Genomic DNA, 20,062 nt, shown 5'->3' on the forward strand with positions numbered 1-20,062 from the left:
GCCTGGGCATCGCGAACGTGTTCGTCACTCGTGCTCCCACACTGCTCCCGATTTGCGCGAACGCTCGGGCACACCCGGAGCCGCTGAAGGACATCTGACCAGCCTGAACGCGCTGGTGGGTCAGTAGACTCCGGTCGTTGAGCACTTAATGGATTCCTCTGTAGACGGTGGGCAGGGTGGTGGACATGAGCCCGCGAACAGGCCTCACCCGCGTGCTGGACGACCTGGGCACCACGCTGATCGACCTCGTGCGCGGCGACCCCGGCCGGTCCTCGGACATCGGCGGCGTCGTGATCCACGACCCGGACGACGACCAGGCGCTGCCGCCGTCCGCGCTGGTGCTGGGCGTCGGCGTGCGCGAGCCGGCCGGGCTGCTCGACCTGCTGGGCGAGCAGGACGCGGCGGCGCTCGTCGTGCGCGGCCCGGTCGTGGTGACCGACGAGGTCGCCGCGGCCGTCGACCGGTCCGGGGTGGCGCTGCTCGGCCTCGCGCCGGGCGCGTCGTGGAACCAGCTCGCGGCGATGCTGCGCTCGCTGCTCGCCGAGGGCGAGGTCGACCCGTCCGAGACCCTCGGCGGCGTGCCGGCCGGGGACCTGTTCGCGCTGGCCAACGCCGTGGCGTCGTTGATCAGCGCCCCGGTGACGATCGAGGACCGCAGCTCGCGCGTCCTCGCGTTCTCCGGCCGCCAGGACGAGGCGGACGCGTCGCGCGTCGAGACGATCCTGGGCAGGCAGGTGCCGGCGCGCTTCTCCCAGCTGCTGGAGGCGCGCGGGGTGTTCCAGCAGCTCTACCGCAGCGACGAGCCCGTCACCGTCGAGGGCCTGCCCGCCGACGACGGCACGTTCTGCCTGCCGCGTGTCGCCGTGGCCGTTCGCGCGGGCGACGAGTTCCTCGGCTCGATCTGGGCCGCCGTGCGCTCCCCGCTCTCGCCCGACAGCTCCGCGGCCTTCCGCGACGCGGCCAAGCTCGTGGCGCTGCACATGATGCGCCAGCGGGCGGGCGCGGACGTCGAACGGCGGCTGCGCGCGGACCTGGTGTCGACGGCGGTGGAGGGCGGTCCGGGCGCGGCGGAGGCGGTCCGGCGTCTCGGACTCGCCGACCAGGCGTGCGTGGTGCTCGCGTTGGCCTTGGCCCACTCGCACGGCGACGACCCGGCCGCCCACGCCCGTCTCCTCGCCGAACGCCAGCAGGTCGCCGACGCGTTCGCCATGCACCTCACGGCCGTGCACCCGCGCGCGGCGGCCGCGTTGATCGGTGACGTCGCCTACGCGATCCTGCCCGCCGAGTCCGAGGACCGGGCGTTGCGGATCGCGGCCGACTTCCGCACCCGCATCGGCAACCAGGTGCTCGTCGGCGTGGGCGAGGTGTCGGACGGCCTGACGCTGTCGCGCTCGCGGGCCGGCGCCGACCTGGTGCTGCGGGTGCTGCGGGCCGGCCGTGCCTCACGTCCGGTCGCGCGGGTGTCCGATGTGCACAGCGAGGGGTTGTTGCTGGAGCTGTCGGACCTGATCGCCGAACGCGGGGACGCGCTGACCGGGCCCGTCGCGCGGCTGATCGCGTACGACCGCAAGCACAACGCGTACCTGGTCGAGACGCTCTCCGCGTGGCTGGACGCGTTCGGGGACGTGGCGGCCGCGTCCGCCGCCGTGTTCGTGCACCCCAACACGTTCCGGTACCGGCTGCGGCGGTTGTCGGAGGTCGGGGGGATCGACCTGGGCGACCCGAACGCGCGGTTCGCGGCGATGCTGCAGCTGCGGTTGTGGCGGCCGGACCGCTGACCCGTCAGGGCTGGGACGTCCGCACGTGCCGTTGTGCCAGCGCCACGAACGCCTCCGTCGACGGGTGCGCCGCCCCGGCCGGCCACGCCAGGTGCACCGAGACGGGGTCGGCGTCGGTCAGCGGCAGGTAGGTGATGCCGGGCTGCGGGTGGTGGTGACGGGTGCCCGCCGCCGTGACGCCGACCGTCGTGCCGGTCGCGATGGACGTCAGCCACTCGACCACGCCGGGCACGTCCACCGTCCGCGGCCGTGCCCCGGCGGGCCAGAGGTCGGCGCTGGTGGTCGCCGCCGTCTCGCACACCGCGACGCATTCGCCCACCAGGTCGTCCAGGACGAGGGCTTCCCGGGACGCGAGCGGGTGGTCGTCCGCGACCGCCGCGATCCGCGGTTCCTCGACCAGCGTCACGTGGCCGAGGCCCGTGTCGGCGGGTTCGGTGCGCAGGACGGCCACGTCGGCCGCGCCGCGCCGCAAAGCCGCCTCGGGGTCGTCGGCCTGCCGGATGCGCACGAGGACGTCCGGGTGCTCCGCGCGCCACTCCCGCAGGAACGGGATCGTGAACCGGCCGAGCGCGGCCCACGCGAACGTCAGCCTGATCGGCTGCGGCTGGACGACCTGCGCCAGCGCCGAGTCGAGCGAGGTGAGGATGCGGTGGCTGTGCTCCCACAGCCGGTGCCCGGCGTCGGTCAGGGCGACGTGCCGGGTGGTGCGGTCGACGAGCCGCACGCCGAGGCGCCGTTCCAGTTGCTCCAGCGTCCGGGAGAGCGCGGGCTGCGTGACGTGCAGCGCCCGCGCGGCCGCGGTGATCGACCGGTGGTCGCCGATCGCGGCGAGCGCCCGCAGGTGACGCAGCTCCACATTCATGACCACCGATCATAAGTGCTGCACGAACGGCATTTCACAGGCGCTTCGAGCGGACCTAGCGTCGACGGCATGAGGATTTTGCTCGTAGGAGCCACCGGCCTGCTCGGCACCGCCGTCCACCAGGCGCTCACCGAACGCAAGCACGACGTCGTGACCGTCTCGCGCACCGGAGGCGATCTGCGGTTCGACGTCACCGACCCGGCGCAGGTCGCCGAGCTCTACCGGACCGCGGGGCAGGTGGACGCCGTCGCGTCGGCCGCCGGGCACGTGCCGTTCAAGCCGTTGCGCGACCTGTCGGTCGCGGACTACCAGGCCGGGGTGACCGGGAAGGTGCTGTCCCAGGTCGCGCTCGTGAGGGAAGGGCTCGCGCACGTCACCGAGTCGTTCACGCTGATCACCGGCGTGCTCGCCCGCGAACCGGTCGTCACGGGCGCCGCCGCCTCGCTGGCCAACGGCGCCGTCGAGGCGTTCGTGCGGGCGGCCGCCATCGAGATCGCGCCGCAGCGGATCAACGCCGTGAGCCCGACCGTGTTCACCGAGGCGCTCGACGTCTACGGCGACTACTTCCCCGGCATGAAGCCGGTGCCGCTGGCCGACGTCGCGCGGGCGTACGTCCGTTCGATCGAGGGCCGGCAGACCGGGCAGGTCTACGTGCCCTGAACCCGCACCCGGCTCAGCAGGCGGTCCACCAGGCCGGGCAGCTGCTGCTCCCCCGCCCCTTCGAGCCACAGCCCGATGCCGGTGCGGATCGTGGTGAGGAACGTCGCCGCCATCAGCCGGGCGACCTCCTCGTCCGGCTCGCGCGGGACCAGTGCGGCGGTCAGGTCGCGTTCCAGCGCCACCTGACCGCCTGCCTGGCGCGCGAGCAGTGACGGGTGCCGGCGCAACAGCCGCAGCTGGGCCATCCACTCGACGTCCGGGAGCGGCCGGACGCGGTACAGCTCGGCCGTGGACGCGCGCAGGGCCTGCCACGCCTCCTCGTCCGCCGGACGCGCCTCGACGAGCGAGATCAGCGCCCTGAGCCGTTCGCGGTCCGCGTCCAGCACCGCGTCCTCCTTGCTCGCGAAGTAGTTGGAGAACGTCCTGCGGGACACCCCTGCCTCGTCCGCGATGTCCTCGACCGTCACCCCGTCGAGCCCGCGTTCCACCGCGAGCCGCAGGGCCGCGCCGGCCAGCGCCCGTCTGGTCACCGCCTTCTTCTGCTCGCGCAGCGTGGTGGGGCTCTCCATGCGGATCAGCGTAGCGGGTGTAAGTTGCTCATTGCGCAAATTTGCACACCGCGCAAGAATTAGGGCGACGAAGGGGCGGACGTGACGATCGAGACTCGGGCGATGGGGCACCGGCAGGTGCTTGAGTCGCTGTCCGGACTGCTGCTCGCGCTGTTCGTGGCCATGGTCAGCTCCACGGTGGTCTCCACCGCGCTGCCGCGGATCATCGGCTCGCTGAACGGCACGCAGACGCAGTACACCTGGGTGGTCACCGCCACCCTGCTCACGGCGACGGCCACGACCCCGATCTGGGGCAGGCTCGCCGACCTGTTCAACAAGAAGACGCTGGTGCAGGCCGCGATCGTGATCTTCGTGATCGGCTCGCTGCTCAGCGGCTTCGCCCAGGACACCGGGCAGCTGATCGCCGCCCGCGCGTTCCAGGGCCTCGGCGTCGGCGGCCTGCAGGCGCTGGTGCAGGTCGTGATCGCCGCGATCATCCCGCCGCGCGAGCGGGGCCGCTACAACGGCTACCTCGGCGCGGTCATGGCCGTCGCGACGGTCGGCGGCCCGCTGCTGGGCGGCCTGATCGTCGACGTGTCGTGGCTCGGCTGGCGCTGGTGCTTCTGGGTCGCCGTGCCGATCGCCGCGCTGGCGTTCGGCGTGCTGCAGGCCACCCTGAAGCTGGAGACCGTGCGCCGCGAGAACGTCAAGATCGACTACCTCGGCGCCGTCCTGATCGCCGCCGGCGTGAGCGTGCTGCTGATCTGGGTCTCGTTCGTCGGCAACTCGTTCGACTGGCTGTCGTGGCAGACCGCGGCCATGGTCGGCGCCGGTGTCGCGCTGCTCGGCGTCGCGGTCGCCGTGGAGCTGCGGGTCGGGGAACCCGTCGTCCCGCTGCACATCGTCGCCCGCCGCACCCCCGCCCTGGCGATCATCGCGAGCCTCGCGGTCGGCATGGCCATGTTCGGCGGCGCGGTGTTCCTCGGCCAGTACTTCCAGATCGGCCGAGGCTACTCCCCGACCGAGGCTGGCCTGCTGACCATTCCGATGATGGCGGGCGTGCTGGTGTCGTCCACGGTCTCCGGCCGCATGATCAGCCGCACCGGCAGGATCAAGCCGTACATCGTCGCGGGCACGATCATCCTGGTGCTCGGCTTCCTGGGCCTGGGCTTCGTCGACCACGCCACCGCGCTGTGGATCGTCGGTGCCGCGATGGCCGTCGTGGGTGTCGGTGTCGGCATGACGATGCAGAACCTCGTGCTGGCCGTGCAGAACAGCGTGCCGCTGAGCGAACTGGGCGCCGCGAGCGCGACCGTCACGTTCTTCCGCTCGCTCGGCGGCACGATCGGCGTCTCGGTGCTCGGCGCCGTCCTCGCCAACCGCGTCACCGCCGACCTCTCCGCCGCGCTGCACGTGCCGGCGGGCCAGTCGACCGGCAGCACCAGCGCCCTGAACCTGCAGGCGCTGCCACCCCAGGTCCAGACGGTCGTGCACACCGTCTACGGCGACGCGACGGCCCACATCTTCCTGATCTCCGCCGCGGTCGGCGTGGTCGGCATCGTCGCGGCACTGCTCCTCAAGCCGATCACGTTGCGCACGACGATCGACCTCGAGGAGAAGGAAGCAGACTCAGCGGTCGCGCGATGACCGAGGAGGAACCATGAGCGCCGGCCCGAACAACGCCTTCCAGTCCGCGGTGGACGAGTTCGGTCCCGCTCCCCTGCCGTCGTCGCGGACCATCATGGTCGGCGTCGACGGCTCGGACACGGCGATGCGCGCCGCGGCCGCCGCCTTCGGCCTGGCCCGCCGCCAGGGAGCCCGGCTGGTCGTCGCCTTCGTGGCGTGCCACTCGTCCCTGGCGGCGTTCAGCCCGGCCGTGGCGTCGGTGTTCGAGCACGAGGCCACGGCCCGGCTGCACGCCGAGCTCAGCGACCAGACCCGTCGCGCCGCCGAGGAACTGGACGTGCCGGTGACGTTCGTGAAGGCGTTCGGCGACCCGTTCACGGTGCTGCGCGACTCGGCGGACCAGTGCCAGGCGGACATGGTGGTCGTCGGGGCGTCGCGGCAGGCGGGACACCGGTTCGCCGGGTCGGTCGCCACCCGGCTGGTCAAGACGGGGCACTGGCCGGTGCTCGTGGTGCCCTGACCCGGTTCCACCCCGGCAGCCACCACTCGGACGACTTTGACCGGGACGGGACAGCCCGTGCGTTAGGACTGGGCGCCATGGTCCTGCCCGCGTTCACCGCGCACCCCGCCCCCGAACGACCGACGAGCGACCCCCTCAACCCCACCCCGGCCACGCTCTGGTACCCGACTCCCGCCGACGAGGCGAAGATCATCGAGCAGGGCCTGCCGATCGGCAACGGCCGTCTCGGCGCCCTGGTCGGCGGTGGCGTCGAGAAGGACTTCCTGTACCTGACCGACGTCACCCTCTGGACCGGTGGCCTCAACGACACCCCCGACGCCGACGGCCAGCTCCCCTACGACTCCCCGCACTTCGGCACGTTCTCGCTGCTCGCCAGGCTCTACGTCGAGATGCCGTCCCACGCCGGCGCCACCGGCTACCGCCGCGAGCTGGACCTCGGCAACGGCCTGGTCACCACGGAGTACGCGCACGGCGGCAAGCGGTACCGCCGCGAGATGTTCTCGAGCCACCCGGACGACGTGGTGGTCGTCCGCCTCACCGGCCCGGACCAGTCCGGCACCGTCACCCTGACGGGCGCGCACGGCGAACCGACCGCCGGCGACACCACGCACACCGCCGCCGTCTTCACCGGCTCGTTCGCGAACGGGCTCGCGTACAGCGGCGTCGTCACCGCGTTCAGTCCGGACGGGACAGTCGCGGTCGACGGCACGAAGCTGACCTTCACCGGCTGCTCGGACCTCGTCGTCCTGTTCTCCGGCGGCACCAACTACGTCCCGGACGCCGCGGCCGGCTTCCTCGACCCGCGGGTCGATCCGGCCCGGACCGCCCTGCGGAAGGCGGCCGTCCGAGCCACCCCCGACGACCTGGTCCGCACGCACGTGGCCGACTACCGCGAGCGGTACGACCGCCAAGAGCTCGACCTCGGCCGTTCCACCGACGCCCAGCGCGAGATGGACACGTGGACCCGCCTGCGGGCGAGGGCGGCCGGCACCACCCCGGACCCCGAACTGGAGGCGAGCTACCTCCAGTTCGGCCGCTACCTGGCCATCACCGGCTCACGCGACACCCTGCCGATCACCCTGCAGGGCCTGTGGCTGTCGGACAACGACCCCGCCTGGCACGGCGACCACCACACCGACATCAACATCCAGATGAACTACTGGCTGGCCGACCGAGCCGCCCTGCCCGACACGTTCGAAGCCCTCGCGAACTACTGCACCGCCCAGCTCCCGGCGTGGACCGGCACCACCCGGTCGGTGTTCCAGGACCCCCGCAACAGGTTCCGCAACACCGGCAACCGCGTGGCGGGCTGGGCGGTCGCCTTCTCCACCAACATCCACGGCGGCAGCGGCTGGTGGTGGCACCCCGGCGGCAACGCCTGGCTGTGCATGTCGCTCTACGAGCACTACGAGTACACCCTCGACCGCGACTACCTGGCCAAGATCTACCCACTGCTCAAGGGTGCCTGCGAGTTCTGGGAGGCCCGCCTCGTCGAAACCCCGCAGGGCCTGGTCGACGACCACGACTGGTCACCGGAACACGGCCCGCAGGACACCCGCGGCATCACCTACACGCAAGAGCTCGTGCACCACCTCTTCGGCAAGTACCGCACCGCCACCGACGTCCTGCGCCGAGACCAGCCCTACGGCCGCAAGATCGCAGCCCTGCGAGACCGCCTGCACCTCCCGGAGGTGAGCCCGAAAACCGGAATGCTGCAGGAGTGGATGTCCCCCGACGACCTGGGCGAGACCACCCACCGCCACCTCTCCGCGCTGGTCGGCTTCTTCCCGGGCGACCGCATCAACCACGACGACTCCCCCACCACCCTGCTCGACGGCGTGCGGCAGCACCTGATCAGCCGGGGCATGGAGAGCTTCGGCTGGGGCCTCGCCTGGCGAGCGGCCTGCTGGGCCCGCCTGAAAGACGCCGACCGCTCCTACGAACTCATCCAGAAGGTCATCCGCCCGTCGATCGACAACGCGAACGGCACAGCCCCGAACTTCTTCGACATGTACAGCTTCGGCGACAGTTCGACCTTCCAGATCGACGCGAACCTCGGCGCCCCCGCCGCCATGCTGGAAATGCTGCTGTACTCCCGCCCCGGCGTGATCGAGCTGCTCCCCGCGCTGCCTTCGGCGTGGAAGACGGGCTCGGCCACCGGCATCGGCGCACGCGGCGGCTTCTCGGTGGACATGGCGTGGAAGGACGGCGAGGTCACCAGCGCGACCGTCCGAAGCGTGGGCGGCACGGAGACCGAGGTGCGCTTCGGCACCTGGCGACGGCGGATCACCCTGCGGGAGGGCGAGTCCACGACCCTGCGCCCCTAGCCGCGAGGCCGAAGGCGAGCAGGCTTGGCTTGGCTTGGCGCGAGGCCGAAGGCTGAGCCGAGCCGCTTCCGGCTTTCAGCAAGGCCTGCCGCACGCACCTGCGCGACAGGAACCCGCACACAGGGGAACGCTACGCAACCGCAGCCGTGGACCCCCGAACCACCAACCCGGTGGCCAGCTCGATGTGCAACGCCTCCAACGCCTGTCCCTCCACCATCCGGATCAACTGGGCCACAGCGATCCGCCCCATCTCCTCCAACGGCTGCCGAACGGTGGTCAACGGCGGCGAGGTCGCCTCGGCCAGATCGATGTCGTCGAACCCGGCGACCGACAGATCGGCAGGCACCCGAAGCCCCAGCTCCCGAGCAGCCTGCAAAGTCCCCACCGCCACCTTGTCGTTGAAGCAGACGATGGCCGAGGGCCGGGGCGAGCCCTGCAACAACTCGGCGGCGGCACGACGGCCATGCGCGGTGGTCGGCTCCACGTGCCGCAACCGATCAGCCCGCAGCAGCACCCCGGCCTGGGCCAGCGCCGCCCGGTGCCCGGCCAGCCGGGCGTCCCCCGCCAGCCACTCCTCCGGCCCGGCGATCACAGCGATGTCCCGGTGCCCCAGCGAGATCAGGTGGTCCGCCACAGCCCGAGCCCCGGCGAAGTGCGCAGCGGACACCGAGGCGATGTCCGGCAACGGCGGCACCCGCGGATCCAGCACCACGAACGGGAACCCGGCCCGGGACAGCGCGAGCAGCTCCTCCCCGTCCTCGGGAGGCAGGATCAAGATCGCCGCGTCCACGTCACCGGTCTCGGGCAACGACCGCAGGACGGAGGATCCCTGCCCGGACTCCCCGGCGTCCAGCACCAGCCGCAGCCCGTGCAGCTTCAACCCTTCGGCGACCGAGGACACGAGCAACCCGAAGTAGTCCGTCAGCACGTACGGACACCGGACGTAAACGGTACGAGTCCGCTGTGAGGCCACCGCGCGCCGCTCCACGGCCTGCAACACCAGGTCACGGGTCCGCTGGGCCACGTTCACGTGGTCGTTCAACACGCGGGAGACGGTCGCGATCGAGACACCGGTCTCCGCCGCGATGTCCCGCAGGCTCGCGCGTTGTTTCACGTTCTCGATCTTGCGTTCCACCAGGTCACTGTACCGGAACTCCACCAGACCATTGACGCTCGCCACGACCGGGTGTTTCATCCTGAAACACAGACGTTTCACAGTGACGAACACCGTTACAAGGCCGAAGGACGGCGATGAGAACTACTGCGATCGTGGCTCTGGTAGCCGCCCTGACGGCTGTGCCGGCCGCTGAGCCCGCTTCGAGCGCACCCGGCTCGGCCCGGGTGCGGGTGTGGGTCACCACGCCGGACCGGGCGGAACTGATGCACGAACGCCCACGCGTCACGTTCGGCAAGCAGCGGTCAGCGCACCCGACGATCGTGGTCGACCCCGGTCGCCGCTACCAGGAGGTCGACGGCTTCGGCGCGTCCATCACCGACTCGTCGGCGGAACTGCTCGCGAACCTCCCGCCCGCCACCAGGGCCGACACGATGCGCAAGCTGTTCGACCCGAAGACCGGCATCGGCGTCAGCTTCCTGCGCCAGCCCGTCGGCTCGTCCGACTTCACGGCGGCGAAGGAGCACTACACCTACGACGACGTGCCTGCCGGGCAGACCGACTTCGCGTTGCGGCACTTCAGCATCCGGCACGACGAGGCGAAGATCCTCCCGTTGCTGCGCGAGGCGAAGCGGCTCAACCCGAGGCTGAAGGTCATGGCCACGCCGTGGAGCCCGCCGGCGTGGATGAAGACCAACAACTCGCTCGTCGGCGGTCAGCTCAAAGACGACCCGGGGATCTACGACGCGTACGCGCGTTACCTCGTGAAGTTCGTCCAGGCGTACGCGAGGGCCGGTGTGCCGGTCGACTTCCTGTCGGTGCAGAACGAGCCGCAGAACCGCAAACCCGACGCCTACCCCGGCACCGACATGCCGGTCGCGCAGCAGGTGCGGGTGATCGAGGCGCTCGGCCCGAAGCTCGCGCAGGCGAGCCCGCGCACCAAGATCCTCGGCTTCGACCACAACTGGGCCACGCACCCCAACGACGGCACGGCGGAGGCCGACTACCCCTACCAGGTGCTGCGCAGCAAGGCCGCGAAGTGGGTCGCGGGCACGGCGTACCACTGCTACTACGGCGATCCGAGCGCGCAGGCCGCGTTGCACACCGCGTTCCCGGACAAGGGGATCTGGTTCACCGAGTGCTCGGGGTCCAGGGGCGCCAACGACCCGCCGGCCAAGGTCTTCAGCGACACGCTGCGCTGGCACGCCCGCAACGTCGTCCTCGGCACCACCCGCAACTGGGCGCGCAGCGCGGTGAACTGGAACATCGCCCTCGACAGCACCGGCGGCCCGCACCTCGGCGGCTGCGGCACGTGCACCGGTCTCGTCACCGTGCAGCCGGACGGCTCGGTCGTCACCGACGCCGAGTACTACACGATCGGGCACCTGTCGAAGTTCGTGAAGCCGGGTGCGCGGCGGATCGGGAGCACGTCGTTCGGCACCACCGGCTGGAACGGGCAGATCATGGACGCCGCGTTCCGCAACCCGGACGGCTCCACGGCCCTGGTGGTGCACAACCAGCACGACGACCCGCGCTCGTTCGCGGTGGACCTCGGTGACCGGACCTTCGAGTACACCCTGCCCGGCGGTGCGCTGGCGACGTTCACCTGGACCACCCAGCACCGGAGCAGGCTCGACCAGGTGCCGCTGACGGGTGCCACCGCGTCGCCCGACGGCGCGGCGGCCATCGACGACGACGTCTCGACCCGCTGGTCCAACGGCGCCGCCCAGGCCCCCGGCCAGTTCCTGCAGGTCGACCTGGGACGTCGCAGGGACTTCCGGCGCGTGGCGGTCGACTCCGGCGGCAACCTCGGCGACTACGCCCGCGACTGGGAGCTCTCGGTCAGCGACGACGGCACGTCCTGGCGCTCGATCGCGTCCGGCGAAGGCACCGGCCAGCTGACCACGATCGACGTCCGCCGCACCACCGCGCGCTACCTGCGCATCACGTCCACCGGGAGCGCGGCCAACTGGTGGAGCATCGCCGATTTCCGCCTCTACAACTGAAAAATCCGCTGTCGGGCGCCCAAACCCCTGCAAGGAGCGCTTATGTCGAAGATGACACAACGGTGGCGCGGCATCGCACTGGCGGCAGTCGCGGTGACGGCGGGAAGCACCCTGGTCTCCCCCGCCGCCACCGCCGCGACCAACGCGAGCGTGTGGCTCACGACCGGTGACCGGTCCGCCCAGCTGACCCGGCAGGCGGACGTGGCGTTCGGCTCGGGCGGCTCCGGGTCGACAATCACCGTGAACCCGAACACCACCTACCAGTCGATGGTGGGCTTCGGTGCGTCGTTCACCGACGCGGCGGCGTGGAACGTCTTCAACTCCCCGCGCCGCAACGAGATCATGAGCAACCTGTTCGACCGGAACACCGGCATCGGCATGAGCTTCATCCGGCAGCCGGTCGGCGCGACCGACTTCTCGCGCAGCTTCTACACCTACAACGACGGCGCGGCGGACCCGTCTCTCTCGCGGTTCTCGATCGACCACGACCGGCCGTACATCCTGCCGCTGCTGCAGCAGGCCAAGCAGATCAACCCGCAGCTCGCCGTGATGGCGACGCCGTGGAGCGCGCCCGCGTGGATGAAGAACAACAACAGCCTCATCCAGGGATCCCTCAACGACGGCCGGATCGGTGTCTACGCCGACTACCTGGTCAAGTTCGCGCAGGCGTACAGGGCCGCGGGCATCCCGATCGACTACCTGAGCGTGCAGAACGAGCCGAACTTCGAACCGCCGGGCTATCCCGGCATGAGGATGTCGGCACAGCAGCAGGTCAACGTCATCAACACGCTGGTGCCGAAGCTGCGTGCGGCCGGCGAGCAGGCAAAGGTCCTCGGCTACGACCACAACTGGGACGACACGACCTACCCGCAGACCGTGAACAGCGGCGCCGGCGGCAACGTGATCGGCTCCGCGTGGCACTGCTACGGCGGCAACCCGAGCGGCCAGTCGGTGGTGAAGAACAACCAGCCGGGCAAGGACATCTTCTTCACCGAGTGCTCCGGCACGAAGTCGGCCAACGACGCGGCGACGTTCCGCGACACGTTGCGCTGGCAGGGCATCAACCTCGCCATCGGCGCGACCCGCAACCACGCGCGCACGGTGACGACCTGGAACATGGCGCTGGACCAGAACAACGGCCCCGTGATCGGCAGCTGCACCAACTGCACAGGCGTCGTCACGACCAGCGGCAGCAACGTCACCTACAACGCCGAGTACTACGTGCTGGGCCACCTGTCGAAGTTCGTGCAGCCCGGCGCGGTCCGCGTCGACTCGACGGGCTACGGCGAGGGCGGCGTCCAGAACGTCGCGTTCCGCAACCCGGACGGCCGGATCGTGCTCGTCGCGCTGAACTCGGGCGGCCAGCAGGACTTCCGCGTCTCCTACGGCGGCCAGACGTTCGGCTACACCCTCCCCGCCGGAGCCATGGCGACCTTCACGTGGCCCGGCACGCTCGACCCCGGCACCCCACCGGCCGGGCGCACCGGCGCCATCACCGGCCTGGGCGGCAAGTGCCTCGACGTCACCGGCGGCTCCACCGCCAACGGCACCCTGCCGCAGCTGTGGACCTGCTTCAGCGGCCCGAACCAGACGTGGACGCTGGCCTCCGACGGCACGGTGCGCGGCCTGGGCAAGTGCCTCGACGTCACCGGCAACGGCACGGCGGACGGCACCGCGGTCCAGCTGTGGGACTGCTTCGGCGGACCGAACCAGAGGTGGACCGCCACCAACGGCACGTTGGTGAACGTCGGCTCCAACAAGTGCCTCGACGTCATCGGCCACAACACGGCCGACGGCGCGAAGCTGCAGATCTGGTCGTGCACGGGCGGGGCCAACCAGAGGTGGACCGTCCCCGCGTAGGTGACGGTGGGCTTGAGGTCGTGCCGTGCGGGTAACCGCGCGGCATGACCGATCCCGTGAACCCCGAAGCACCTCATTCCCCGGGAACGCCGAGCCTCGACGACCTCGAGACCCCGGAGCCGGAGATCCCGCAGGAGACGACCGAGGACGAGAGCGAACCGCCGGACTAGGCCGCCGCGCAGCGGCTATCCCGTGCCATGGACAACGACGAACTCCGGCGCTTCGTCCTCGACCGCCTGGACGAGGACGAGCGGCGCCTGGCCGACGGCGAACTGCCCCTGCTCGACGAGGCCGAGGGCAGGGGCAGGCTGCGCATCACGCGGTCCGACGACGGCGCCGGCCTGCTCCTGCTGCCCGGTCCGATCCAGGCGGCGGAGGAACGACACCCGGTGCCGTTCGGCGAGAAGGTCGCGCTGCTGCGCACCGAGGTCGAGCGCACCGAGGACGAGGCCGCGCTGCGCCTGCTGGCCGAGGCCTTCGACACCCACCACGACTGGCAGGAGGAGTGGCGATGACCGCGCCCGAGCCCGATCGAGTGACCGCGGAGAGCGAGCTGGAGGACGCGGACATCGGCGGCGAGCACACCCGCCCGACGTTCGCCGACGAGAACCCCGGTGGACCGCACCGGGGCCCTGACGAGTCGGAACCCCACGACGAGGGAGGCATGGACCAGCGGTAGGGCCACCCCCGCTCGGTGCGGGGAGTGTCCTCAGGCGCGCGCGGCGACCACGGCCCGGCGACCGGGCAGGAAGCCGCGCGCCGCCGTGAGCAGCGTGCGTGCCTCCATCAGCTCGCCGTATTCGAGGTGTTCGTCGGCCGCCGCGATGTGCGTCAGCGCCTGCCGGGGCGCGTCCGGTGCGTCCGTGACCGCTCGGGCCAGGCACTTGCGCGCCTGCTCGGCCTGGTCGACGAGGTCCGCACCGGGCGTGGTCCGGATGAGGGCGAGTGCGTCGCAGATGGCCCTGTCGAGTGCGCTGTGCATGGGATGGCCGCCTTGGGACAGTCGGGGAGGGGGCGCGCCGGCTGCTTGACGCGGCACCGGCTACCCGGGCCTCCGGCGCGCCAAACGCGAGGGGCGGTCCTTTTTCGGACGGGTCGCCGCGGTGCAGCGGCGGCACAGCCCCATCACGGGGGCGTCGGCGTCCGTCTCGGCCACCCACACCGCGTCGATCCACAGCACTCCGGGGAAGCGGGCGAGCCGCGCGCGGCTCAGCGGCACCCCGCACAGCGTCTGGTTCTGGCCCGGCCACCACGCGTGGACGTCACCCGACGGCATGCGCGTGCCCTCGTCGTCGCGCCAGCTGCTCGACGCGGCCACCGACGGCGTCGCGGGCATCGCGTCACCCTCCCAGGTTGTCCACCGCGGAGCTCAGCGCCGCGGCCGCCTCCTCGAGGGCGCGGTCGGACACCGGGCCCGCGCCGACGCGTTCGACCAGGTCGTCCTTGGTCACCACGGTCAGCGCCCCGCGCAGGGCGTCACCGTCCAGGTCCTCGCCTCCGGCCACCACGTAGTCGCCCTCGACGAGCACCAGCGCGGCGTCCGGGCGGGTCGACCCGAGCAGCCTCTTGAGGTCCTGCACCGGAACGGGCACGTCAGCCGTCCTCGCCGTAGCGGCCGCCGCCGTCCAGGCCGGCGCCGGGACCGGAGTCCCCCTGGCTCGGCGGTCGCTTCGACGCCTCCTCTTCGGTCGGCGTCAGCGGGGCACCGCTCCGCTCCTCCGCCGCACCGCGTTCGACGTGGTCGTGCTCGGGTTCGGTCATCGCTTCCTCCCTCTTGTCCTCGAAGGGGTCCGGGCCGCCCGCGCAACGCGGGCGGCCCGAACCGGTGTCACTGCCCGGAGATCCGCTGTCCGGACTCGCGCGCGTGGCCGCCGACGTCCTGCGCGGCCTCCTTCGTGTGCGCGGCCGTGGTCTGGGCCGCGTCGGCGGCGACCTGCTTCACCTCGCCGGCCGCGTCGCTCACCGAGGACTGCAAGTCCTCCTTGAGGCTCTGCGCCGACTCCGCCACCGCTTCCTTCGCCGGCTCCAGCACGTCCGAGAAGCTGTCGGAGAGCTGTTGCACCGCCTGCTGTTCCGCGTCGGTGCGGGGCAGCAGCGCCGCGAGCAGCAGGCCGCCGCCGAACGCGATCAGGCCGGCCGCCAGGGGGCTGCCCTGCGTCTGCTGGGCGATGCGCTGCGGTGTCTGCTGCACGGCGTTCGCCGCCTGCTCGGCCCGTTCGGTCACGGCGTTCGCCGCCTGTCCGGCCCGTTCGGCCACGGCGGTGCCGGCGTCCTGACCCTGTTCCCGCACGGCCGACGTGACCTGCGTGGCGGTTCCCATCACTCGCTCCTTCACCGAGACCAGCCCGCGCCGCACCCCTCGGACGCGCCGCTGGGCGATGGCCTTCGGACTCGTGTGGTCGACCAGGCGGTTGGCGTCGGCCCGCAGCTCCGCACGGGTCACTTCGATCTCACGCCTTATTTGGTCGGGTGTTTCGCCCATTCCGCGTCCTCCTTCAACGTTGCGACGGTGCGTTCCGGCTTCGGGTTGACGGTGCGCAGCTTGGCGCGGCCGGAGGTGTAGAGGACCGCTCCGGCGATGCCCCACAGCGCGGCGACGATCAGCGCGGCCCAGCCCAGCGGCATGACCGCGCCGAGCGCGAACACCAGCGCGAAGCTCAGCAGCACGGTCGTCAGGTAGCCCGCGAACCCCGCGGCGGCGAGCATTCCCGTCGCCTTGCCCGCCTTGGACGCCTCCTCGCGGAGCTCGGCCTTGGCGAGCTCCAGCTCCTGGCGCATCAGCTTGGACAGGTCACCGGTCAGCTCGTTGAGGAGATCACCGAGAGACTCGCCGGTGGTGTCCACTCGCGACGGCGGCATCTCAGGGCTCGACATGCGGCACCCCCGCCGGGGGAACAGCGGGCGCCGGGGGCACGGCGGGCCCCGCCGGAGGAACAGCGGGCGCAGCCGGGGGCACGGCGGATGCCGCGCTCGGCGTCAAAGGTGCGCCGTAGCCCATTGGCACATCAGTGCGTTCCGAGGCCACGGGAACCACGCCGCCCTGCGGACGCTGCGGTTCCGGGCTCCCGCCGGACGTGCTCCCACCGGACGCGCTCTTGGCGACGCGACCGATCAGGAAACCCGCCACGGCCGCACCCAGCAGGAACGTGCCGGGCTTGCGCCGGGCGTAGTCGCGCGCCGAGTCGAGCAGCCCCTGCGCACCCCGTTCGTCGAGGAAGCGGGCGGCCTGCCTGCTCGTGTCGGCCGCGCTCTGGATCGCTCCCGCCGACATCGAGTCGGGCGGCGCGCTGCCCGCCATCTCACCCAGCTCGTCGGCGATGCGCCCGAGCTGCTTCGACACCCGCGTCGCCTGCTGTTCCGCCTCCGCGGCAACACGTTGCCGCACGTCGTGGACGACGTGGCGGGCCTGGTCCTTGGTCTCGCGGGTCACGTGCGCTGCCTGGTCGCGGACGGTGGATCCGACCTGACCAGCAGCTTCCTTGGCGTGCTGCGCGACCTCGGAGCCCTCCTCCTTGGCCGCCGTGCGCACTCCACCCATCTGGTTTTCCGTCACGGCTGACTCCTCAGCTCGTTGTCGTGTGCTGGCCATCGAGCTACCCGGACAGCGGCGGCGCAAACGACGCAGAGCGCCGAAATTCGTTCTTGTTCCGGCAAACGTGAGCGAGCCGGCTGTTTGGCCACGCCCCGCCCGGCGAACTCCCACTGCACGCCGGAACACAGGAGTGAACACATGACGAGCACGACCGGACAGCTGCGGTCCCTGGCGCGGGAGCACGTCGCCGTCGCGGCACTCACGATCCCCCGCCTGCTGCGGCACCGGGTGTGGCGCGAAGCCGATCCGCACGAGGGCGCGGGTCTCGGCGTCGTGCTGGTGCCCGGCTTCGGCGCGGGCGAGTTCAGCCTCACCTTCGCCACGACGTGGTTGCGGGACAGGGGCTACGTGCCGGCGGGCGCCGGCGTCGGGTTCAACGTCGGCTGCACCTCCGAACTGGTCGACCGCGTCGAACAGCGGCTGGAGGAGCACGCGGAGGAGACCGGCGGACCGGTCGTGCTGCTGGGGCAGAGCCGGGGTGGCGGACTCGCCAGGCTGGCCGCGGCGCGCAGGCCGGACCTGGTCCGCGGCCTCGTGATGCTGGGCAGCCCGCTGCTCGACCCGATGGGCGCGCATCCGCACGTGCTGCTCGCGGCTCGCGCGCTCGCCCAGCTCGCTTCCATCGGCGTACCGGGTCTGATGAACGCGGAGTGCCTCAACGGCACGTGTTTCGAGGACAACGTCGCCTCGATCACCGCACCGCTGCCCGACGACCTGCCCGCGGTGTCGATCTATTCCAAGTCGGACGGCATCGTGCCGTGGGAACTCTCCCTCGACCCGTCCGCCGAGTGGGTCGAGGTGCACAGCACGCACACCGGCATGGGTCTCGACCCGGACGTCTACCTGGCGCTGCGGCCCCGGCTGGCTTCGTGGGCGGCGGAACGCTTCGACCTGCGTTCCGCCGGGTGACACGTCAGCCCTGGTCCGGGTCGTCGGACACGGAGTAGTCGGAGAGCCCGACGTTGCCCGTCGGGTTCGGTTCGGGGTGGACGGAGCCGGAGCCGCTGCGTCCGGGAATGGTGTCGTCGCTCTCCGTCGACTCGTCCAGCGGTGCCTTGCTCGTCGCTTCGTCGTAATGACGTTCGGTGTTCATGGCGAACGGCTACCCCGGCGCGGCGGTCCTGAACGTGCGCCGGGGCTCGGGAGAGACGGCTCAGGAGAGAACGGCACCGCGCGGCGCCGGCACGAACGCGCCGAAGTCGCGGTTGCTCGGCTCGTGGGCGAACTCGGTCTGCAGGAGGCCGGCGACCCAGCGGGCCACGACGGCGGGCATCGGCATCGGGTCACCACCCAGGCGAGCCACCTCGACCAGCTGCCCGATGCGGTCCTCGACCGCGGCCGACCAGCCGGTCCCCTCCTTCCACAGCAGCGCCACGTCGTGGTCGGGGAAGTCGGGCATGCGCCCGTCGAGCGCCACGTAGGCGGCGGGGCGCGGGTCGACCTCGACGAACGAGCTGTCACCGCGCAGCCCCAGGCCCGCGACGACGTCGTGGACGTAACGCGCGATGCGGCGAGCCGCCGAATCGTCGAAGTCGATGTCGAAGTGGATGTCGGTCTCGATGCTCATCTCACGGTCCATGGCTGCGGTGCCTCCATCGCCGAACGCCCTCACGATGCAGGCGTGAATACCCCGCCGGGGTGTCTTCAAACCTGATCGGGTGATGTGATCCGCGACGCTCCCGTCACCGGACCGGGTGGCGCTCCCGCAGGTAGTTGCCCGGTGTCGTGCCGTACCATCGCCGGAAGGCGTGGATGAAGCTCGCGGCCTCGGCGAACCCCAGCCGGGTGGCCACCTGGTCGACCGACGCGCCGGCCCCGGTGAGCAGCACGACGGCGCGCTCGGCCCGCACCTCGTCGAGCACGGCCTGGTAGCTCGTCCCGCACTCGGTCAGCCTGCGGCGCAGCGTGCGCGGGCTGAGGCCGAGCGAGCGGGCCACGACCGGCATGGACTCCCCGAACCGCTCGGACAGCTCCAGCACCCGCCGCAGCTCCCCCGCGACGCCCGGCCTCCTGCGGCGGCGGGCGGCCAGGTCCTCGCACTGCCGTTCGGACAGCGCGGTGCCCTCCGGGCTCGCGAGCGGGAGCGCCCGCAGCAGCACCGAAGCGTCCACAACGGACCTGTTGTGGCACTGGGAGAACCGGGGCCGGACACCGAACACCTCCTCGTGGTCGCCGGTGTCCGGCGGAGCGGCGTGGGCGAGGCCGACGGACAGGACCGGGACCTCTCCCGCCACCAGCTCGGTCGTGGCCGCCCCGACCGCGTTAGCCGCGCCGCCGGACTACGGGCTCCCCGGCTCGTACCCGGTGGCGTACAGCGATGTCACCGCCGTGGCGGGCGGCCGGTCCGTGCCCGCCCGCGTCCACTACCCCGCCACCGCCGCCGGCGCGGACCAGCCGGTCGCGGCGGGACGGTTCCCCGCGATCGCGTTCGGCCACGGCTTCTTCCAGGCCACCTCCAAGTACACGAGCACCGGCAACCACCTCGCGTCGTGGGGCTTCGTCGTGGTGGTGCCGACCACCCAGGGCGGGTTGAGCCCGAGCCACAGCGCGTTCGCCGACGACCTCAACACCGGCCTGACCTGGCTCGTCGCCCAGGACACCACCAGCGGGTCGCGGTTCCGCGACCACAACAGCACCGCGGCGCTGGGCGTGTCCGGTCACTCGATGGGCGGAGGGGCCGCCGTCCTCGCGGCCGCCCGCAACCCGAAGGTCAGGACCGTCTCCACCTACGCCGCCGCCGAGACGACCCCGTCGGCCAAGGCCGCCGCGGCGACCCTGGCGGCACCGGCCCAGTTCCTCGCGGGGTCGCAGGACACCATCACGCCGGTCGCGGACCACCAGCGGCCGATGTTCACCGCCAAGCCGCCGTCGAAGCAGCTGCGCACCATCACCGGCGGCTTCCACTGCGGGTTCATGGATTCCTCCGGCCTGTTCTGCGACAACGGTTCCATCACCCGCGCCGCCCAGCTCGCCGCCGCGAAGCGGGTCATGACGTCGTGGTTCCGCCACTACCTCACCCAAGACCCCTCGGCGCGCGACTTCGTCTGGGGGCAGCCCGCCCGCACTGACACCGCCGTCGTCTTCGAGGGCACCGAGTAGCACCGTCCACACCACCCGGTGGTGAGCGGTGCCGTGACGCACGCCGCTCACCACTGGTCGTGCAACCGCC

Annotated in this window: 25 protein-coding genes; 12 read left to right on the forward strand and 13 right to left on the reverse strand. The window is 71.6% G+C overall.

The features are described 5' to 3' along the window. The first annotated feature begins 185 nt into the window (after positions 1-185). Positions 186-1,778: a PucR family transcriptional regulator gene (locus V1227_RS10380; RefSeq protein ID WP_329792294.1), complete on the forward strand. Its 1,593-nt coding sequence runs from the start codon at positions 186-188 to the stop codon at positions 1,776-1,778. Positions 1,779-1,782: 4 nt separating this feature from the next. Here V1227_RS10380 and V1227_RS10385 read toward each other — a convergent pair whose 3' ends face one another. Further along, a complete protein-coding gene (locus V1227_RS10385; protein ID WP_329792295.1) occupies positions 1,783-2,640 on the reverse strand; it encodes a LysR family transcriptional regulator in 858 nt (285 codons plus the stop codon). Between the two features lie 69 nt (positions 2,641-2,709). Here V1227_RS10385 and V1227_RS10390 point away from each other — a divergent pair, with 69 nt between their 5' ends. Continuing rightward, complete coding sequence (locus V1227_RS10390; RefSeq protein ID WP_329792296.1) at positions 2,710-3,300, forward strand: short chain dehydrogenase; 591 nt, start codon at positions 2,710-2,712, stop codon at positions 3,298-3,300. Here V1227_RS10390 and V1227_RS10395 read toward each other — a convergent pair. Next, positions 3,288-3,869: a TetR/AcrR family transcriptional regulator gene (locus V1227_RS10395; RefSeq protein ID WP_329792297.1), complete on the reverse strand. Its 582-nt coding sequence runs from the start codon at positions 3,867-3,869 to the stop codon at positions 3,288-3,290. The two genes, V1227_RS10390 and V1227_RS10395, sit on opposite strands and share 13 nt — an antisense overlap. 102 nt (positions 3,870-3,971) lie before the next feature. Between V1227_RS10395 and V1227_RS10400 the strand changes: the two genes are divergently transcribed. The 3 genes from V1227_RS10400 (at position 3,972) to V1227_RS10410 (ending at position 8,321) form a co-directional block, all read left to right on the forward strand. After that, complete coding sequence (locus V1227_RS10400) at positions 3,972-5,495, forward strand: MDR family MFS transporter (protein WP_329793996.1); 1,524 nt, start codon at positions 3,972-3,974, stop codon at positions 5,493-5,495. A 13-nt stretch (positions 5,496-5,508) separates the two neighbouring features. Continuing rightward, positions 5,509-5,994 (forward strand): universal stress protein, encoded by a 486-nt coding sequence (locus V1227_RS10405; RefSeq protein ID WP_329792298.1) that lies wholly within the window; start codon positions 5,509-5,511, stop codon positions 5,992-5,994. 77 nt (positions 5,995-6,071) lie between these two features. After that, positions 6,072-8,321 (forward strand): glycoside hydrolase family 95 protein, encoded by a 2,250-nt coding sequence (locus tag V1227_RS10410; RefSeq protein ID WP_329792299.1) that lies wholly within the window; start codon positions 6,072-6,074, stop codon positions 8,319-8,321. A gap of 130 nt (positions 8,322-8,451) precedes the next feature. Here the strand turns inward: V1227_RS10410 and V1227_RS10415 are convergent, their stop codons facing one another. Next, positions 8,452-9,456 carry a LacI family DNA-binding transcriptional regulator gene (locus V1227_RS10415; RefSeq protein WP_329792300.1) on the reverse strand — a complete coding sequence of 335 codons (1,005 nt, stop codon included), beginning with the start codon at positions 9,454-9,456 and terminating at the stop codon, positions 8,452-8,454. A gap of 116 nt (positions 9,457-9,572) precedes the next feature. Here V1227_RS10415 and V1227_RS10420 point away from each other — a divergent pair, with 116 nt between their 5' ends. Genes V1227_RS10420 through V1227_RS10440 form a run of 5 tightly spaced genes read left to right on the forward strand, consistent with a single transcriptional unit; the run spans position 9,573 to position 13,980 of the window. Beyond that, the gene (locus tag V1227_RS10420; RefSeq protein WP_329792301.1) at positions 9,573-11,441 is read left to right on the forward strand and encodes a discoidin domain-containing protein; all 1,869 of its coding nucleotides are present in this window, start codon (positions 9,573-9,575) and stop codon (positions 11,439-11,441) included. A gap of 42 nt (positions 11,442-11,483) precedes the next feature. Further along, a complete protein-coding gene (locus V1227_RS10425) occupies positions 11,484-13,301 on the forward strand; it encodes a ricin-type beta-trefoil lectin domain protein (RefSeq protein ID WP_329792302.1) in 1,818 nt (605 codons plus the stop codon). 44 nt (positions 13,302-13,345) lie between these two features. Then, positions 13,346-13,471: a hypothetical protein gene (locus tag V1227_RS10430; protein WP_275676299.1), complete on the forward strand. Its 126-nt coding sequence runs from the start codon at positions 13,346-13,348 to the stop codon at positions 13,469-13,471. Between the two features lie 27 nt (positions 13,472-13,498). Then, positions 13,499-13,816, forward strand: coding sequence for a hypothetical protein (locus V1227_RS10435; protein ID WP_329792303.1), 318 nt, complete (start codon positions 13,499-13,501; stop codon positions 13,814-13,816). Then, on the forward strand, positions 13,813-13,980 hold the full coding sequence (locus V1227_RS10440; protein ID WP_329792304.1) for a hypothetical protein: 168 nt from the start codon (positions 13,813-13,815) through the stop codon (positions 13,978-13,980). The genes V1227_RS10435 and V1227_RS10440 overlap by 4 nt, the downstream gene beginning before the upstream one ends. Positions 13,981-14,010: 30 nt before the next feature. Here V1227_RS10440 and V1227_RS10445 read toward each other — a convergent pair whose 3' ends face one another. From V1227_RS10445 to V1227_RS10475, 7 genes are all read right to left on the reverse strand, one after another. Beyond that, on the reverse strand, positions 14,011-14,283 hold the full coding sequence (locus V1227_RS10445; RefSeq protein WP_329792305.1) for a hypothetical protein: 273 nt from the start codon (positions 14,281-14,283) through the stop codon (positions 14,011-14,013). A gap of 60 nt (positions 14,284-14,343) precedes the next feature. After that, entirely contained in the window at positions 14,344-14,637 is a 294-nt protein-coding gene (locus V1227_RS10450; RefSeq protein WP_329792306.1) for a hypothetical protein, read from the reverse strand. Between the two features lie 4 nt (positions 14,638-14,641). Further along, entirely contained in the window at positions 14,642-14,893 is a 252-nt protein-coding gene (locus V1227_RS10455; protein WP_090096971.1) for a hypothetical protein, read from the reverse strand. 1 nt (position 14,894) lies between these two features. Continuing rightward, the gene (locus V1227_RS10460) at positions 14,895-15,062 is read right to left on the reverse strand and encodes a hypothetical protein (protein WP_329792307.1); all 168 of its coding nucleotides are present in this window, start codon (positions 15,060-15,062) and stop codon (positions 14,895-14,897) included. A 67-nt stretch (positions 15,063-15,129) separates the two neighbouring features. After that, positions 15,130-15,744, reverse strand: coding sequence for a hypothetical protein (locus V1227_RS10465; protein ID WP_329792308.1), 615 nt, complete (start codon positions 15,742-15,744; stop codon positions 15,130-15,132). A gap of 14 nt (positions 15,745-15,758) precedes the next feature. Next, positions 15,759-16,175: a phage holin family protein gene (locus V1227_RS10470; RefSeq protein WP_329792309.1), complete on the reverse strand. Its 417-nt coding sequence runs from the start codon at positions 16,173-16,175 to the stop codon at positions 15,759-15,761. Further along, positions 16,162-16,854 (reverse strand): hypothetical protein, encoded by a 693-nt coding sequence (locus V1227_RS10475; RefSeq protein WP_329792310.1) that lies wholly within the window; start codon positions 16,852-16,854, stop codon positions 16,162-16,164. The genes V1227_RS10470 and V1227_RS10475 overlap by 14 nt, the downstream gene beginning before the upstream one ends. 177 nt (positions 16,855-17,031) lie before the next feature. On the opposite strand from V1227_RS10475, the gene V1227_RS10480 reads away from it, so the two are divergent. Further along, positions 17,032-17,802: an alpha/beta fold hydrolase gene (locus V1227_RS10480; protein WP_329792311.1), complete on the forward strand. Its 771-nt coding sequence runs from the start codon at positions 17,032-17,034 to the stop codon at positions 17,800-17,802. Between the two features lie 4 nt (positions 17,803-17,806). On the opposite strand, the gene V1227_RS10485 is transcribed toward V1227_RS10480, so the two are convergent. The 3 genes from V1227_RS10485 to V1227_RS10495 form a co-directional block, all read right to left on the reverse strand. Continuing rightward, positions 17,807-17,986, reverse strand: coding sequence for a hypothetical protein (locus V1227_RS10485; RefSeq protein ID WP_329792312.1), 180 nt, complete (start codon positions 17,984-17,986; stop codon positions 17,807-17,809). 60 nt (positions 17,987-18,046) lie between these two features. Then, a complete protein-coding gene (locus V1227_RS10490; protein WP_329792313.1) occupies positions 18,047-18,460 on the reverse strand; it encodes a DUF6292 family protein in 414 nt (137 codons plus the stop codon). Between the two features lie 115 nt (positions 18,461-18,575). Then, entirely contained in the window at positions 18,576-19,127 is a 552-nt protein-coding gene (locus V1227_RS10495; RefSeq protein WP_329792314.1) for a helix-turn-helix domain-containing protein, read from the reverse strand. A gap of 10 nt (positions 19,128-19,137) precedes the next feature. Between V1227_RS10495 and V1227_RS10500 the strand changes: the two genes are divergently transcribed. Beyond that, positions 19,138-19,992: an alpha/beta hydrolase family protein gene (locus V1227_RS10500; RefSeq protein WP_329792315.1), complete on the forward strand. Its 855-nt coding sequence runs from the start codon at positions 19,138-19,140 to the stop codon at positions 19,990-19,992. Positions 19,993-20,062 lie beyond the last annotated feature (70 nt).

Source organism: Lentzea sp. DG1S-22 (assembly GCF_036321065.1).
Taxonomy (GTDB): Bacteria; Actinomycetota; Actinomycetes; order Mycobacteriales; family Pseudonocardiaceae; genus Lentzea; species Lentzea jiangxiensis.